12 protein-coding genes and 1 pseudogene are annotated in these 16,899 nt (G+C 58.5%); 2 read left to right on the forward strand and 11 right to left on the reverse strand.

The genetic code is table 11. The features are described from left to right. Positions 1-6: 6 nt before the first annotated feature. The 5 genes and pseudogenes from AHA_RS10455 to AHA_RS10475 all read right to left on the reverse strand — a co-directional run bounded on the left by AHA_RS10455 (position 7) and on the right by AHA_RS10475 (position 6,811). Complete coding sequence (locus tag AHA_RS10455) at positions 7-996, reverse strand: hypothetical protein (RefSeq protein ID WP_011705929.1); 990 nt, start codon at positions 994-996, stop codon at positions 7-9. Beyond that, entirely contained in the window at positions 983-3,472 is a 2,490-nt protein-coding gene (locus AHA_RS10460) for a hypothetical protein (RefSeq protein ID WP_164927627.1), read from the reverse strand. Before AHA_RS10460 ends, AHA_RS10455 begins: the two co-directional genes overlap by 14 nt. Positions 3,473-3,539: 67 nt before the next feature. Further along, on the reverse strand, positions 3,540-4,004 hold the full coding sequence (locus AHA_RS10465) for a hypothetical protein (protein WP_164927628.1): 465 nt from the start codon (positions 4,002-4,004) through the stop codon (positions 3,540-3,542). A gap of 255 nt (positions 4,005-4,259) precedes the next feature. Continuing rightward, a pseudogene (locus AHA_RS10470) lies at positions 4,260-5,221 on the reverse strand (replication endonuclease); the annotation flags it as partial. 90 nt (positions 5,222-5,311) lie between these two features. After that, positions 5,312-6,811 (reverse strand): alanine/glycine:cation symporter family protein, encoded by a 1,500-nt coding sequence (locus tag AHA_RS10475; RefSeq protein WP_011705934.1) that lies wholly within the window; start codon positions 6,809-6,811, stop codon positions 5,312-5,314. A 314-nt stretch (positions 6,812-7,125) separates the two neighbouring features. Between AHA_RS10475 and AHA_RS10480 the strand changes: the two genes are divergently transcribed. Together AHA_RS10480 and AHA_RS10485 are read left to right on the forward strand one after the other, a co-directional pair. After that, on the forward strand, positions 7,126-7,563 hold the full coding sequence (locus AHA_RS10480) for a GNAT family N-acetyltransferase (protein WP_164927629.1): 438 nt from the start codon (positions 7,126-7,128) through the stop codon (positions 7,561-7,563). 18 nt (positions 7,564-7,581) lie between these two features. Beyond that, positions 7,582-8,391: a M90 family metallopeptidase gene (locus AHA_RS10485; protein WP_011705936.1), complete on the forward strand. Its 810-nt coding sequence runs from the start codon at positions 7,582-7,584 to the stop codon at positions 8,389-8,391. 82 nt (positions 8,392-8,473) lie between these two features. On the opposite strand, the gene AHA_RS10490 is transcribed toward AHA_RS10485, so the two are convergent. The 6 genes from AHA_RS10490 to AHA_RS10515 all read right to left on the reverse strand — a co-directional run bounded on the left by AHA_RS10490 (position 8,474) and on the right by AHA_RS10515 (position 16,855). Next, the gene (locus AHA_RS10490; RefSeq protein ID WP_011705937.1) at positions 8,474-9,070 is read right to left on the reverse strand and encodes an acetate uptake transporter; all 597 of its coding nucleotides are present in this window, start codon (positions 9,068-9,070) and stop codon (positions 8,474-8,476) included. A gap of 685 nt (positions 9,071-9,755) precedes the next feature. Beyond that, positions 9,756-12,656 carry a DUF748 domain-containing protein gene (locus AHA_RS10495; RefSeq protein WP_011705938.1) on the reverse strand — a complete coding sequence of 967 codons (2,901 nt, stop codon included), beginning with the start codon at positions 12,654-12,656 and terminating at the stop codon, positions 9,756-9,758. Positions 12,657-12,704: 48 nt separating this feature from the next. After that, a complete protein-coding gene (locus AHA_RS10500) occupies positions 12,705-13,466 on the reverse strand; it encodes a substrate-binding periplasmic protein (RefSeq protein ID WP_011705939.1) in 762 nt (253 codons plus the stop codon). 37 nt (positions 13,467-13,503) lie between these two features. Continuing rightward, positions 13,504-13,926 (reverse strand): MerR family transcriptional regulator, encoded by a 423-nt coding sequence (locus AHA_RS10505; RefSeq protein ID WP_011705940.1) that lies wholly within the window; start codon positions 13,924-13,926, stop codon positions 13,504-13,506. Positions 13,927-13,937: 11 nt separating this feature from the next. Then, the gene (locus AHA_RS10510; protein ID WP_011705941.1) at positions 13,938-14,894 is read right to left on the reverse strand and encodes a hydroxymethylglutaryl-CoA lyase; all 957 of its coding nucleotides are present in this window, start codon (positions 14,892-14,894) and stop codon (positions 13,938-13,940) included. Beyond that, entirely contained in the window at positions 14,891-16,855 is a 1,965-nt protein-coding gene (locus AHA_RS10515; protein ID WP_011705942.1) for an acetyl/propionyl/methylcrotonyl-CoA carboxylase subunit alpha, read from the reverse strand. The genes AHA_RS10510 and AHA_RS10515 overlap by 4 nt, the downstream gene beginning before the upstream one ends. Positions 16,856-16,899 lie beyond the last annotated feature (44 nt).

The raw sequence follows: 16,899 nt of genomic DNA on the forward strand, positions 1-16,899 counted from the left end.
AGCTAATCAACGATTGTAGCAATAATCGATGATTTCATCGAATCCCACCTCCTCATGCACCAGCCTTTCCTCCAATTCGTTAAGGTGTGCAACATTAGGTAATTCATCAGTTACCGATATTTTAATCGAGAATTTGGCATTGTAACCTCTACCAATCCTCGAGAGCTCACTGCTGAGCTGGTTCAAAATATTGTCTCTGAGCAAAAGTTGGTTTCGTCGAAAGCGGATAAGGCGGTGACAATCGAAGAAGTCTGAACGCTTTTTCGAGTCATACTTTCTACCGTTCCAGCCAGTTCTTCGAGTGGCACGATACAAAACCTGATCTTGCATATCTCTCCACACACGAAAATCGAAATAGCTGGTTGGATTCGGGTTCTCGTATGTTGCCTGAGAGTAAAAATTAGCATCCCCAAGTTGGTTTTTGTCAAGGACTGCCAAAGTCCTGTTCTGTGTGGACAACATGCGTTTGATTGGTGTGGGAATGTCGAAACGCATTACTTTGGTCTCATCCAAGATACGTATTTCTCTTGGAAGTTTCTCGTCCTCTTGATTCCAGTGTCTTTCCCATCTTTTGGGTACCCACTGAATATTTACACCACAGAAGCGTATAACGCCACATGAGCTGATTGAATGTATGTGGATTTCTTCTTGCTCTGTATCCTCATGAAGGAAGAAGTACGCTTTCCCGGACCATATTAGCGACTGAGCAATATCCTTAACTACGTTATTTATTGACTCGTCAATCGTATATGGTGCGTATCTCGTATTATCATTGCCAAGTAGCTTTCGCATTAGTTTGTCATCATTCGACACGATTGCGAAGACATTTCCGTTTCGATGATTTATTAAATCAAAGAATCGCGTAAAATCTTCGTCAAACATTTGACGATTGAAATTAGGCCTCTCTTGAACGCTCTTAATAAAGAGCTTGTCAATTAACCCAAGGTCTGCCTCATGATGGTACCAAAGTAAAGGTTCGGCCCTAAATATTTTCATTCTGAACCTCTTTACCTTCCTCTTGCAACCGGCGAGTAAGATTAGTGATACGGTAGTCTATCTCGAAGTCTATTGGGCCGAGTTGCGGCAGGACATGTTTTGCGAAAAACAAGTGAGACGCATCGGAATGCGTCATCAAGAATTCCCTCACAATTTTGTTTGGGTGCAGCTTCCCTCGCATCATTCCCATTTTGACCTCAAAACCATCGCGCCTTGCACGCTGTTCAAACGATATTTTCCAATTAATTCTGATTAGATCTCGCGGTGATGTGCTCATACTAAAATTGTGCGGGTTTGATAGGAGTATCATTCTCTTGAAGTACTGCTGCTTGTCATTGACGTGCTCAATCCAAGCATCGAACTTCTCTATTGCACCCGCAGATAACTTTTTGTTGTCGAAGTATGCCCCGTAAAGAATGGCAAAGCCTAAGACCGAAGCCAAATCATTGATCACTGTTGAAATGAGATGAAATCTGAACTCATTGCTTACATCCAGCGATGGGTCCACAAATCTCGAATCTGCCGCAAGAATCGCAAGGGACATGAATGTCGGTAGAACCTTATCCAGCTTGCTTATATCATTTTGCTCAAGAGCACTTATACATGCTTCGGCAAGCTCGAAGTAAATCTGCCCAAAATGGTCTGGCAGTTCATCGTTGTGTTTTTGTTCGAAAATATGTCTGACCATGGTTCCATTGCCGAGCCTGGTAATTGCAACATCTCGGGCAGAGGAAAGCTGCTGAGTCATCTCTGCAGTGTTTATCTCCGGTAGTTTGTACTGATCTTGGGTGTAGTGCTCATATTCATAATACCGCTCCAAGAGCTCGGTAATATTGTCGAACCATCTTGGTAGTTTCCAATGACTATGTAAGCTTGCTAGGACAACTTGTGTTGCGGACTCGGACATATTGAGTTTTGATAGTGAGTCCACAAAGTCTGGAAGCAAACTTTGGTAAAAGTCGCATACTGCAGGTAGAACGTTCGCATAGTGCTGCAACAATCTCTGGACTGCCAATTGCTGGACGTATTTTGGCTTGGATAGGCGTTTCCCTTCGACCATTTTCTCAAATTCAATACGTTCGACGATAAAGGCGAGATCTACTTGCAAAGAGGCGGGTAGACGGCGTAGAGACTGCTCGGTCCACTCGTCCTTCTCAAAGAATGTTTTCAGTTCTTTCTCAAAGGTAATTATTCCGCGTAGTGTTTCTAAACAGAGATTGCTCCCTAGTGCAGCCCATATGTCAGCAATACCAATCTGCGCCTTCATTGAAATGTCATCAGCCATGGGATTCAATGAGGCGAAAGCCTGTTCAATTATGCCCTTGAATCTCTTAATCTCTTGCATGCCAATATCGAATTGAAACCGTGCAGCATAAGCTGGAATTCGAGTCGAAAAGCGAGCTATGAGTTTTAATGCGAGATCAAGGTCTCCGATTTTAAATGCGAGCTCAATATGGCCAGCCAATCTGTCGATAATCTCGTTTTCGAGCCATTGATAATCAGGTTTTTCTTCAATTAGCTGTTGCTGGCTACTCATCTTAAGTGCCATCGAAGTGGCTGTGTCATCCGCAAAAAACCATTGCTTATGCTTGCGCCGTCTTGGAAACCAATAGCTTTCCTGGTCTATTGAGTGTTTTCGTTGAAGGTAATGAAAAAGCAAAGCAGTATAGTCGTCGGTCAACGCAGGAAGGTTATCTTCTAAACCTTCATTGCTAGATTTTACACGTTCATCAATATATGAGAGTTGTTCAAGACCTAGTCTTGCAGCCTTTGAATGATGGTTAGCTAAAGAAATTGAATTATTATGGTTTGAAGCACCTTCAATATGACGCACAATGTTGGGAAGTATTTCACTATGAACTAGAATGTTTAGGTCAAAGAAATTAAATAATCTCTGGCCCAATGGAAATAAAACCAATGTGCTCAACAGAGTCAAAATAGTACCACTGACATAAACGAAAAGGCCGGGTTCTAAGCCAAACAAAGGTAAGGCTGTTGCGGCTAAACAGAACATAGCTGAAAAAACCAAAACTCGAGAGTAGACGCTACCGACTTGCTCGTTAGTGAGCATTTGGATGATATCCCGGCGAAGCCTAGTGTAACCAGCGCTCAGTATAATGCCAATTGTCGCAAAATAGATTGAGAATATTGCAGTGAGCAGTTGGGCGTACAGTCTGAGCTGATCGATATTAAATTTTTTGTCTTCTTCGCTAAGTAGTGGGAGAGAAGATAGGTTGTTATTGGTGAGATGTTCAACCAACATTAAGATTGCCAACCACAAAATAACCCAAAACAAGCCTTTCACGCCGCCCCATATAAAAGAGCCTAAAATGCGAGTATTTCCCTTTGTTTTTGAGGCGGAGGATCTTATCTTGTACGCGCTGCGCTCGAAGGAAAAACTAATTTTCCCTAACCTTGCTAGGAACTTCCAAAACCAGGGTTTGGAACTCACCCAGATTTTAAATCTGTCAATCAAAAAGCTCTCCTGTTATATGTTTATATCCAATCTATGTTATAAAACGTTGCGCTTGTTGAATCATTGGTTAGACGCTTTTACCTCGCCTGAACCCAGACCAAATTAGTGAGGCAATAAGTGAACCTACAATTCCTAAACCAAACCCGATGAGTCGTTCCTGCCAAGCACTTGAAGCTGCTCGTTCGGCTTGTAGTCTCAATATTGAGTCGACAACATCTCGATCAGCGTTAACCATGGGTTTAAGGGCTTCTTCTTCTTTTTTTAGTGAATTAATGGCTTCTTCTGATTGTCTTAGTTGTTCTTTTTGAGTTGCAACAAATGTGGGTAAGTTATTTATACTTTTTTGAACTTCGGTAAGGGTCTCCATTTGAGATTCAAACGTCAGGCTCTCTTTTTTGAACTGCGCTTTCTCATATGCTTGGTAAAAAGAAACGCCAATGCTGAGTAAGCCAGCTAACAAGGCAACAATCATTTTCAGTCGTTCTACACGGCTTTCAGCTAGGACACGTGAGATTTCTTGTATTAGTGACATTTGCAAATCCTACTTGTGGTGCTGAACAGTAATTAGATGGACGGAGGTATTAATCCGTTAATATAGCCTTCTGTATAGCCCCACCACGCCCTCATAACTAATAGTAAAAAACCTCTTTTAGAACATGATATTACCAGTGTATCTCATATGTCTAGGTGTATTCGTTTGGCTTCTTTTGGCGTTACCTCTGCCGCTGAGTAAAAACACAACCAAGGAGTGGCGACGAAAAACACCACCAAGCATTCGGTGTGTTGTTCATACCCACTCACCGCTGTAGTCATCCTGTTGCCACTCCTGTGTGTCCAGCCCCTCCAATACCCGCCACATTTCTGACTGATAGGGCTGTGGCAGCATCTCAATCCATTGGTGTGTCCCTGCATGGCCTTGTGCCTGGTACACCTTGCCGCATAGCTCAACCAGCATCGGCCAGTCCGGATCGCCTTCCGGCACCGCGTATTCATCCGGCTGGTCCTGTTCGGCGGGCCACAGTCCTTCTGGCTGCCAATCTGGTTCGCTTGGGTGCGATCTGCACGATTGCACCTGTCTGTTCTCCAGCCAGAGTGTGAAACCGTCTGCCCTGACACTGGCCCCAGCCTCCAAACGGTCGATGGAGAAAGGCGATAATCCCCATTGTTCCCTCATGGTCTGGTCTGTGAAGGCATCAGGATCCGGTAGCGTACAGTTATTGTCAGAGCTCCAAGGTGCCGGGCTGTCGCCCGTCTTAACCCCAACTTCCCTCGCTGCAGCCTCGGCGGCTTTCCTGGCTTCATGGGTGCCGGCAGGCACGACTTCCCACCCTTGCAGGCGGGTCTTGATGCCCAGGCGAGCGGAGGTAATGCCCATCAGGCGTTCGCCATGGCTGTTGGCCTGCTCCTCGATAAGGTGGGCCAGCTTGATGGGGGGTCGGCACGGGTGGCCAGTGCGCCGCCCATGGCGTGCGGGTAGCAGCGAAAGATGCCGTTATCCGCGGCAAAGCGGGCCGCCTCAAAGCGCGGGTCTTGCAGCACGGGCTTGGGTGGGCCCACCAAATCGGCATGCTTCTTGGCGTTGCTGATACGGCGCAGCTCGCGCCATACCCCGACCGGGGCGCCCCCGATCTGCTGGAAGGTGCGAATGCCCCACCAACTGGCCCAGGCCACGGCATGCAGGGCGCCCTCATCGGCGGCGGTGCCAGCCTCTTCGTCATCGTCCAGGTAGGCGCCGTCGATGCTTTTGGCATTCAACTAATTGAGTTAATCAAGCTATTGAATTTAAATAAATAAAAATGGCAGCCTCGGCTGCCATTTTTGTTGGAGAGTAGTGCGCGATCAGGAAATCTTGCGATCTTGGTCCGGTTCGAAGGGGTGACCGGATTTCTCCTGCTCCAGGTTGTCTTCGGAGCGGTGACCGGCCCAGTAGTCGGCGTTTTTGATGCCGAGCTTCTCCGGGTGGAACACCGGATCCAGCCCCTTGGCTTGTTGCGCTTCATAGTCGCGCAGGCAGGCAAAGGCAGTCTTTTGCAGCAGCAGGATGGCGATGATGTTGAGCCAGGCCATCAGCCCGACGCCGATGTCACCCATGCCCCAGGCCAGCTCGGCGGTCTTGACGGTGCCATAGACGGTGGAGGCCATCAGGGTCAATTTCAGCACGAAGGTCAGCCAGGGACGGTTCACCTTGCGGTTGATGTAGGCGATGTTGGTCTCGGCGATGTAGTAGTAGGCAACGATGGTGGTGAACGCGAAGAAGAACAGCGCGATGGCCACGAACATGCTGCCAAAGCCAGGCATCATGCTCTCCATGGCGGTCTGCACGTAGCCCGGGCCCGCGGCCACGCCGGCGATGCCGGTGTAGAGGGCGGCGCCGTCCGGTCCCTGCACGTTGTAGAGGCCGGTGATGAGCAGCATAAAGCCGGTGGCGGAGCAGACGAACAGGGTGTCGATGTAGACCGAGAACGCCTGCACCAGGCCCTGTTTGGCCGGGTGGCTTACCGCGGCGGCGGAGGAGGCGTGCGGCCCGGTACCCTGACCCGCTTCGTTGGAGTAGACCCCGCGCTTGACCCCCCACATGATGGCCAGACCCAAAATGGCGCCAAAGCCGGCATCAAAACCGAAGGCACTCTTCCAGATCAGCAGGATCACGCCGGGCAGGGCGTGGATGTTGAGGGCGATGATGACGCAGGCGACGATGATGTAACCGAGCGCCATGAAGGGCACCACGGTACTGGCGAAGTTGGCGATGCGCTTGACGCCGCCGAAGATGATGAAGCCGAGCAGCAGCGCCAGACCGGCGGCGGTGACGTTCGGATCGATATCAAACGCGGTTTGCAGGCTGGCGCCGATGGAGTTGGCCTGCACCCCCGGCAGCAGCACGCCGCAGGCAAAGATGGTGGCGATGGCGAACGTCCAGGCGTACCACTTCATGCCGAGTCCTTTCTCGATGTAGAAGGCCGGGCCGCCGCGGTATTCGCCGTTGATCTTCTCCTTGTAGACCTGACCCAGGGTGGACTCCACGAAGGCGGAGCTGGAGCCGAGGAAGGCCACCATCCACATCCAGAACATGGCACCCGGGCCGCCAAAGGTGATGGCGGTGGCGACGCCGGCGATGTTGCCGGTACCCACCCGGCCAGCCAGGGTCATGGCCAGCGCCTGGAAGGAAGAGACGCCCGCATCCGTGCTCTTGCCATCAAACATCAGCCGGATCATCTCCTTGATGTGACGTAGTTGCAGGAAGCGGCTGCGCAGGGAGAAGTAGAGGCCTACCCCCAGACACAGATAGATGAGCGCCGGGCTCCAAATCACACCATTGATGGCATTGACGATCTCATTCATGTACAACAACTCCTTTGTTGTGCTGTCTTGTTGGCGGGGTCTGTGCCCCGCTCCCTCAAATTGGTGGTGACCCTCGGGTCACTCGTTATGGTGTGGGACGGGTCGGTGGATGTTTCCACTGGCCAGTCCGCGGGTTTTAACATATCGATTTGTGTTGGGGCTTCCCAGCGAAATATGTTGTTATCTTGTTAATTTGTGAATTGACATTAACAAATGGCCGGTGCAACTGGACAGAATGCGGTGCCGGCCCGGTATCATCTCCTCTTTCGTCGGCGCTCTGCGGCGGGAGAGGGAGAGCAAAATCAAGGCCAAGGATGAAGATGGAGCAAGAAATAGCGATGATCCGCCCGGCGTGTGCCGAGGATACGGCCGCCATGGCCGACCTGTTCGGCCAGCTGGGTTACCCGGTCAGCCCGCAGGTGCTGGGGGATCGCTGGCTGGTGCCGGATCCGGCCCGCGAAGTGCTGGTGGCCTGCCTGGGGGACGCGATAGCGGGCGTGCTGGTGTGGCACTGGCTCAGCCCGCTGCACGTTGCACCAGCGTGGGGCCTGATCTCGGCGCTGGTTGTCGATGAGGGTGCAAGGGGACGCGGCGTTGGCACCGACCTGCTGGTGGCGGCAGAGGAGCGGGCGCGAGCGCAGGGTTGCAGCCAGCTGGAGCTCTCCAGCAGCCTCAAGCGGGAAGGGGCCCATCGCTTCTATCTGGCGCAGGGGTATGTCGAGCGTCCGAAACGGTTTGTGAAAACAGTCTGATCAGCAAGAGGAGTTTGCGTGTTCTGGTCCCGCTTACGAAGTGTGTTTGGTGGTGCGTCCCGGCAAGATGGCAATGGGCCTGGCGCGCTGGAGTGGCAGCAGGCCCTGGCCGCGGTGCCCATTTTGCAGGGTTTTTCCCGGGAGGAGGAGCAGACCCTGATCGGGTTGGCGCAGCAGCTGCTGGCCCGCAAGACCCTGACCCAGCTCGGGGTGTCGCTCACTTCCCGTCAGCAGGCGGTGCTGGCCCTGCAGGCGGCGCTGCCCATTTTGAATCTGGGGCTCGACTGGTATCGGGGTTTTCACGAGATCATCCTGATCCCCGAGCCGGTGGTGCGCCGCCAGCAGGTGCAGGACGAGTTCGGGTTGGTGAGTGAAGTTGAAGAGGAGAACGCCGGCGAATCCTGGCCGCAGGGGCCGCTGGTGCTGGCCTGGAGCGAGCTGCAGCAGGACGGGGACTGGGACGGCTTCAATCTGGTGATCCACGAGCTGACCCACAAGCTCGACATGCTGGGAGGGGAGGCAGACGGGGCGCCGCCACTGCCGGCGGGCATGGATCCGCGCCAGTGGAGCGGTGCGCTGCAGGCGGCATTCGATGCCATGCAGGGGCAGTTGGATCGTCACGAGCCTACCGCCATCGATCCTTATGCCGCCTCGCACCCGGCCGAATTTTTTGCGGTGTGCAGCGAGTGTTTTTTCACCGATCCGCTGCGCCTGCGCGACACCTATCCGGCGGTGTACCAGCAGTTCACCCGCTTCTTCGGTCAGCAACCGGCCGCGCGTTTTCCTGCTACCCGGCTGCTGGCGGGGGAGCCCGAGTATCAAGGCTAGCCGGGCGATCCTGGCAAATCGCGCCCAACAAAAAGGCACCCTGCGGGGTGCCTTTTTCGTGACAGCTGTGTCGGCCGGGTGCTTAGGCAGCGGCTTTGAGCTGAACGGCGGCAGCTTTCTTGTGATCGCCGATGGGCATCACGGTGCGGCCGAACTGTTCGTTGATCACGGTGGCCATGGCCAGATAGATGGCGCTGGCGCCGCAGATGATGCCTTCGAAACCGGCGATGGTGCCGATCAGGGTGCTGCCGGTGAAGTCACGGGCGGCCAGCAGGAAGAACAGCACGGTCAGGGAGGCGAACACGAACTGCTTCACGCGCGGGTAGTTGACGGTCCCGATCAGCATGAACAGGGTGAACATGCCCCACATCAGCAGGTACCAGCCCATGTAGGCGTGCGGGGTGGCTTCGGCCAGACCCATGGTCGGCATCACCAGCAGGAACACCAGGCTCCACCAGAAGGTGCCGTAGGAGATGAAGGCAGTCACACCGAAGGTGTTGCCGCGCTTGTACTCCATGATACCGGCGATGATCTGGGCCAGACCGCCATAGCACAGGCCCATGGCCAGGATCATGGCGCTGATGGGGAAGAAACCTGCGTTATGGATGTTCAGCAGAATGGTGGTCATACCGAAACCCATCAGACCCAGAGGGGCAGGGTTGGCCAATTTTTCGCTCACGTGGCGTTCTCCAAAAATAGAGGTGGGGGTTGATAAAAGACGCGCGATTTTAGGCAGGCTCTGGGCGCTGGGCAAGGGGGGGAATGGTCGAAACGGTAAAAAATAACGGGATTTTTTACCTGACTAACCATTCGTGCGATCCAGGTAGATAGCAGGTGAATGAATGGTGCGGACAAGGTTGAAAAATTGTATTGATCAGCACGATTCTGAAAGTTTCATACAAATCTGTCCGATGGGATGAGCAGTGCCGTCAACGGGATGCCCATTGCCAAGCCCGAGTACATTTGAGGATAAAAAATGCTCTCATATGCCATCAGACAAGAGGCGTTAATTACTTGATTAAGGCAAACGGCCAAGCTGTCTGCTCGCAGCATCGACGAGGTCGAGCAGGGGTCTTTAGCGCGGGACTGGTTTGTTGAGGGGGTTGAGGAGCGAAACGACCGGAGGCTAGGGGGACTGAGTGAGAGAATTCTAGGCCGATAAGTGGCGGTGTCATCGTGCGCAGACGTGACCGTGCGGTGGCTGAATTGCCGAGAGAGCCAGTGGCTGGCTGCAGCAAGGGTAAAGCAATAAAGCAAGGCTGCGGCGAGATGATGGATGTGGCGGCGGGCGCCAGGAGGATACGAGCGTGCCACGTGCAGGATGAGAGGGATGGCATCCCCCTCATCCTGCTGATGTCAGCGGCTCAATCGTCCAGGGTCAGCACCACCTTGGCCTCCTTGTCGGCCTCCTTGACCTGGCTGTCCAGCACGAACAGCCGCTCCGGGGCGATCCCCTGGCGGTCCACCAGAAACTCCTTGGTGTTCTGGGCGCGGCGCATGGCCAGATTGCGCAGGGACTTGGCGGTGATGAGCTGCTGATCCCGCAGCAGGGTAACCGCCTGGGCGCGCAGGGCCGGGCTCTGTTCATCGAGCTTCAGCCGATCGGCCAGATCCCCGAGATCTTCGTTGAAACGGGCCTCATAAGCTTGTGCCAGCGCCGATTGCATGGCGGAGTCCTGCTCCAGCAGCTCGAGGTCCACCGGGCCGCCGGTGATCTTGGCCAGCACTCGCTCCAGCTTCTGGCGCTGCAGGATGGGGCGCTCTTCGTTGAAGTTGACCTTGCCACGAATGTTCATGCTGAGTTTGGGCCTGTCCTTGAGGGCCTGCGCCAGTTTGGCCAGCTTCTCCTGCTGGGTGGGGGTGAGATCCGGCTCCCCGGGCAGGAAGGGCAGCTCATCGAGATCCTCGCTGCCGCCCGCCAGGGAGGCGAGCAGCGAGAAGGGGGAGGTGACCGCCTTGCGCAGGGTGTTGCCGAGCACGTCCCAGAAGATGTTGCCGAGGCTGAAGTCCGGCTGATCCAGATTGCCCTTCACCTTCAGGTTCATCTGGATGACGCCGTTGGCATCGCTCAGCAGGGCGACCGCCAGTCCCAGCGGCAGATCCTTGGCCTGCTCGCTTTTGACCTTTTCCCCCAGCTGCAGCTTCTTGATGGTGATGTCGTTGTCCCCCTCCAGCCGGTTGCCCTGCAACTGGTAGTTGAGCTTCATGGAGAGCTGGCCCTTGTCGATGGCATAGCCGGCGTAGGTGCTGGAGTAGGGGGTGAAGGTGGTGAGCTCCAAGTTGTTGAAGGTGACGGCCACGTCCAGCACCGGCTGCTCGATCAGCAGGTTGGTGCCGCCGCGGATGGTCACCGGGGCGTAGCGGTCCACCTTGCCGTTGAAGGCCAGCTCGGAGCGCTGGCCGGGGATGTTGCTGATGTGGCGGCTCTGGCCGCTGAGGGCCGCGATGTCCACCACGAATTCTGGGCTCAGGCTGCGATCGGCAAAGCGCAGGTTGCCCTGCTCGGTGCGGACCTGAGCGATGCTGACGCGGGGGGCCGGCCCGCTGCTGGCGGACTTGGCCGTGGCGGGTTGCGGCAACAGCAGTTGCTGCACGTTGGTGACCCTGTCTTCGTTGATCTCGATGCGGGCGAAGGGTTTGCGCAGCAGGATGTCGTCGATCTTCACCTGCTGGCTGATGCCGTCGTAGTGCAGGCCGCTCAGCTGCAACTGCTCAATTTGCAGCAGGCGCTGGTTGTCGGCCCGATCCAGCACGTTGAGCCGCTCGACATCGAGCCCGCCGCTCAACTCCAGCTTGCTCAATGCCCCCTTGGCATCGGTGGCCAGCGCCAGCTTGGTGCGACTGGCAAGCTGGCCGTCGCGCACGCTGATGCGCAGCAGATCCTGCAGATAGGGCTGGGCCCAGCTGAGCGGCAGGCCCTGTTGCTTGATCTCGCCGTTGAGGCTGAAGGGGGCGAGGACGAAATCGCCGTCAAAGTCCAGTTTTGCCTGGTTGTTGAGCGCCCAGCTCAAGGTGAGCGGGCTGCGCTGTCCGCTCTGGCTGCCCAGCGGACCCAGCGCCAGCGCCAGGGCGGAGAGCTCGCGCAGCAGCGGTTTGCCGCTGCTCGATTCGGTCAGCTTGAGCTGGCCCTGTTCGATGCGAGTCTGCTTGAGGCTCCAGCGCCAGGGTTGGCCCGGCGCCGCCGATTTGGCCGCTTTACTGGTGTTGACCGGCGGCTGGGGGATCAGCAGGGTCGCCAGATCCAGCTGCTGGTTGGCATCGAGCACCGCGCTGATGGCCGGCGCCTTGAGCGCCAGCCGGTCTATCTGCAGCACCTGCTTGTTGCCGTCGAGCGAGATGCCGGTCAGCGCCAGCTGCTTGAAGCGGGCAAATTCGCCGCCCTTGCGACGCTGGAGCTGCCAGTCATTGAGGGTCAGCTTGCCCTTGGATAGCTGCCAGCTCAGCCCCTGCTTGTCCTCGGCTATCTGGTAGGCAAGCTCGGCGTTGGCCTCGCCCTTGGCCAGCTTGACGTCGAGATAAGGGGCCCAGAGCGGGGCGAAGGGGGCGAGCGCCAGTTTGCCGAGGCTGATCTTCCCCTTGCCGGCGCCGCTCATGATGTCGAGCTCACCGCTCGCCTTGAGCGGGCTCTGCTGATTGAGGGTGGCGGCGAGCACGAAGGGGTTGGCGCGGCCAGGGGCGGTGGAGAAGGTCGGCAGTTGCAGGTCGAGCCCGCTCAGGGTCAGGCTGGGCACCCAGCCGGGGCTGCTCTGCTTGCGGCTGTCCTGATAGGTGATGTGACCCTGCTCTGCCGCCAGTTGGTTGATCTGCACCAGCAAGGGGGCACCGCTGTCGGTGTCCGTGGTTTCACTCGGGGTGAGCAGGCTGGCCAGCGCTTCGGTCAGGTTGAAACGGACGGTTTTGCCTTGATCCGAGAGCCGCACCAGGTTGACGGTTGGCTTGACGAGGCGCGCCTCGTCGAGGATCAGGGCGCGCTGGCGCCAGCTTTCCCCTAGCAAGGGGGTGAGTTGCAGGCGCTCGAAGGCGACGAGGGGCTGCTGCTGGTCATCGAACAGGGTGGTGGGGCCAATGGCGAGGGAGGGGTGGCGCAGGCCGACGTCGATCTCCCCCAGGCTCAGGTGCAGGCCGTAGTGTTTGGCCAGCCAGGTCGGCAGGTGGCGCTGGGTCAGCGTGGGGGCTTGCCATAACAGAATAAGCAGGGAGAGCAGCAGGGCGGCGCAGAGGTAGAGGGCGTAGCGCAGCAGACGGGCACGCAGAGGCTTGGGCATGAGGGTCTCCAATTGATGCGCATAGGGTAACAAACTTTCAGGTCATGATCATGGTGCCACTTGATGCTGTACGCCGTACTTTGTCCAAAGGCTTGACAATTTCCCGCTCTCTTTCAGCTGCGCCAGCCACTGTTCCAGCTGCTGTACCGAGATCCCGGCGTCCGGGCTGAGCAGGGCGCGCAGCTCATACTGCTGATCCCACCGGTTGGAGCGCAGCAGCTGGCTTGCCTGCTCGGGGTACTCCTTGTCGAACTGGTTGAGGTAGGAGAGGTTGAGGATGGCCACCTCGCCGCGCCCCTTGAACAGCCCCTGCAGGGCGTTGATGTTGTCCTTGACCAGGGTGATATTGAAGCGCTGCTTAAGCGTGCTCGCGGTGGCGTCGAAGTCGGCGATGCCGTAGTGATAGCCGCTGACCCCGATCAGCTGGCGCTGCGCCAGGTTGTCAAAGAAGGATTGATCCCGCCCCGGTGCCTTGAGGGCGACGTAGCGCTCGCCGCCCAGCAGCAGCGGACGGGTGATGCGCACCTGATCGGCATTCCAGTCCCAGCGGATATCTTCGAACAGCATCAGCGAGAAGCGGCCGAGGGCCAGCGCCTTGTAGCGGTGGGGGGCAGAGGTGGGCACGAACACGAAGTGCACATCCTGCTGGATGTCGTTGAGCAGGGCGATGAGATCCAGGGTCAGTCCGCGATAGTGGCCGCTGTCGTCCTTGACGACGAAGGGGGCATAGGGGTAACCACCGACCCGGATCAGCGGGTGGCCCCATGCCGTACAGCAAAGCAGCAGCAACAACCAGCACCAGCGTTTCATGGGGTCTCCCAGCAGGCAGAGTTGATCCCAGATTCGGTTAATCTGCGCTGGTTTTCAAGCTGTTAAGGGAATTAACGCAGCGCTGCTCGGCCGCCTCCAGCTCGGCCATCACCATCTGGATATCCTCCAGCTGCTGGCGCAGGAAGTGACGCTTGGCCTCGATGAGCTGGATCATGGAGTTGAGCTGGGTCTTGCTGGAGCGGTCGGTGTCATACATGTCGAACAGCTCGCGGATCTCCGCCAGGCTGAAGCCGAGGCGTTTGCCGCGCAGGGTCAGCTTGAGCCGGATCTTGTCTTTGTGGCTGTAGATGCGGGTCTGCCCCTCCCGGGTCGGGGTGATGAGCCCCTCGTCCTCGTAGTAGCGAATGGTGCGCGGCGTGATGTCGAACTCGTGGGCCAGCTCGGAGATGCTGTAGGTCACCTCCTTGCCGGCGAGCCCGTGGGCGAGGGTATTGGACATGGCGGGGCTCCTTATTGCGGGGATGGCTGGCACAGCCGGGTGCGCAGCCGCTCGGCATTGGCGTGCAGGGCCCGGCCGACCCGCGAGCCGTTGGGGCGGCCGAGCTGCTCGCTGACCCACTGGCCGGTGGCGGCCAGCTGGTCGAGATCCACGCCGGTGCTCATGCCAAGGCCGTGCAGCAGGTAGACCACCTCCTCCGAGGCGACGTTGCCGGAGGCGCCGGGGGCATAGGGGCAGCCGCCGAGCCCGGCCACCGAGCTGTCGATGGTGCGGATGCCGCGCTCCAGCGCCGGCAGCAGGTTGGCCAGCCCCTGGCCATAGGTGTCGTGAAAATGGACCGCGAGCCGGCCGGCCGGGATCTCGTGCAGCACCGCATCCAGCATGGGGGCCACCGTGCCCGGGGTGCCGACGCCGATGGTGTCGCCGAGCGATATCTCGTGGCAGCCCAGATCCAGCAATCGCTCGGCCATGGCGGCGACCCGCTTGGGCCGGGTCGGGCCATCGAACGGGCAGGCGATGACGGTGGAGAGGTAGCCGCGCACCTTGATGCCGAGGCTGCGTGCTTCCTGCACCAGCGGGGCGAAGCGCACCAGCGACTCCTCCACGCTGATGCCGATGTTGGCCCGGGTAAAGCCGTCGGAGCAGGCGGTGAAGAGGCCTATTTCGTCGGCGCGGGCGGCAATGGCGGCCTGCAGACCCTGCAGATTGGGCACCAGGGCGCCATAGCGGGTCGGCCCCCTGCGCGGCAGGGCGTTGAACAGTGCGGCGGAATCCGCCATCTGCGGCACCTTCCTGGGCGAAACGAAGGCGCCCACCTCGATGCGCTGCAGCCCGCTCTCGGCCAGGCGGGCGATGAGCTCCAGCCGCTGCATCAGCGAGAGGGTGGCAGCTTCATTTTGCAGGCCGTCCCGCGGCCCCATCTCCACCAGGCTGACCTTGTCGTCCCGGCTTTCCTGTGCTCGGCTCATGAGCGCTCCTCCTGCGCGGTATGCTGCTCGGCAAAGCGCACCAGCAGGGCGCCCTGACTCACCTGTTCGCCCTGGCGGCACTGCAGCGCCTCGATCACCCCATCCCGGTCGGCCTTGAGGACGTGCTCCATCTTCATCGCCTCCAGCACCAGCAAGGGCTGCCCCTTGCTGACCGGCTGGCCGGCCTCGACCTGCAACGCCACGACGATGCCGTGCATGGGGGCCAGGATGCCGGGGGCATCGCCGGCCTGGTGATCATGGTGCAGCTGATGATGCTGATCATCTGCCGAGAAACGGATGCGCCTGCCCGCCAGTTGCAGCAGATAGTCGCCCTCGCCGAGGGCGTGCAGCGGGTAGCGCTGCCAGCTGCCGGCCTGCTGCAGACGAATATGATCCGCCCCGAGCTCGAACGGGAGCTGCTCGCCCTGCCAGAGCAGGGCGCCGGCCCGCTCGGCGAGGGTCAGCACGCGGGCCTCCTCGCCGATGCGCACCGCTGCGCTAAAGCTGCGGGTGGGGCCCAGCCGAAAGCCTGCAGCCTGTTGCCAGGGGGAGGCGCCGTGCTCGCGAGTGGCGAGCCAGAGCGCGGCGAGCGGCCAGGCGAGCGCCGGAACGGGCAGGGTGTCGGTGGGAATGGGCCACTGGGTGTGGTGGCCCATGGCCAATACTTCTGGCTCTTCGCACAGGCGCAGCAAGAGCGGGCTGTTGTGCACCAAGGGGCCGAGTTCCAGCGCCGCCAGCGCGTCGGCCAGGCTGGCAAAGGCTTCGCTGCGGCTCGGTGCGTGGGCGATCAGCTTGGCGATCATGGGGTCGTAATAGGGGCTCACCGCATCGCCAGCACCGACGCCGGTGTCGATGCGCACGCCATCTGGCCAGTGGAGCCAATTGATGGGGCCGCTGGCGGGCAGAAAACCGGCCGCCACGTCCTCGGCGTAGAGGCGCGCCTCCACCGCGTGGCCGCGCAGCACCACTTCATCCTGGGTGAGCGGCAGCGGCTTGCCTTCGGCCACCGCCAGCTGCCAGGCCACCAGATCCTGGCCGGTGACGGCCTCGGTGACCGGATGCTCCACCTGCAGCCGGGTGTTCATCTCCATGAAGAAGAACTCCTCCCCGCACAGCAGAAACTCGATGGTGCCGGCTCCCCGATATGTGATGGCCCGGGCGGCGGCGACGGCCGCTTCGCCCATGGCACGGCGCAGCGCCGGTGCGATGTCGGGGGCGGGGGCCTCCTCGATCACCTTCTGGTGACGGCGCTGCAACGAGCAGTCCCGGTCCCCCAGATAGATGGCGTTGCCGAGGGTATCGGCAAACACCTGCACCTCCACGTGGCGGGCGCGGGCGAGATAGCGCTCCAGCAGCACGTGGTCGTCACCGAAGGCGGCGCTGGCCTCCCGCTTGACCGCCGCCAGGGCATCGTCAAAGTCGGCCAGCTGATCGACCCGGCGCATTCCCTTGCCACCGCCGCCGCTGGCCGCCTTGATAAGGAGCGGGAAGCCCACCAGGCTCGCCTGATCGCGCAAAAAGTCGGGGTGCTGATCCGCACCGTGATAACCGGGCAGCACCGGCACGCCGGCTGCCTGCATCAGCGCCTTGGCGCCCGACTTGTCGCCCATGGCGAGGATGGCGGCGCCGCTTGGGCCGATGAAGCGCACGCCCCGCTGCTCGCAGGCGGTGGCAAAATCGCTGTTTTCGGACAGAAAACCGTAACCCGGGTGGATGGCGTCGGCGTTCGCCTGCTGGGCGATGCGCAGCACCTTGCCGGTGTCGAGGTAGCTCTCCCGGGCGGGGGCCGGCCCCAGATGCCAGGCTTCGTCAGCTTCCCGCACATGCATGGCGCGGGCGTCAGCGTCCGAGTAGAGGACGATGGTGTGAATGCCGAGGCGCCTCGCGGTCTTGATGATGCGCACGGCGATTTCGCCGCGGTTGGCGATCAGCAGGCGCTTAATTGGAGTGTGATGGGTCATGCTGGCTCCCTGTCGTTCAAGGCGCACAAGTGCGAAGCGTGTTG

This window comes from Aeromonas hydrophila subsp. hydrophila ATCC 7966 (genome assembly GCF_000014805.1).
GTDB classification, from domain to species: Bacteria; Pseudomonadota; Gammaproteobacteria; order Enterobacterales; family Aeromonadaceae; genus Aeromonas; species Aeromonas hydrophila.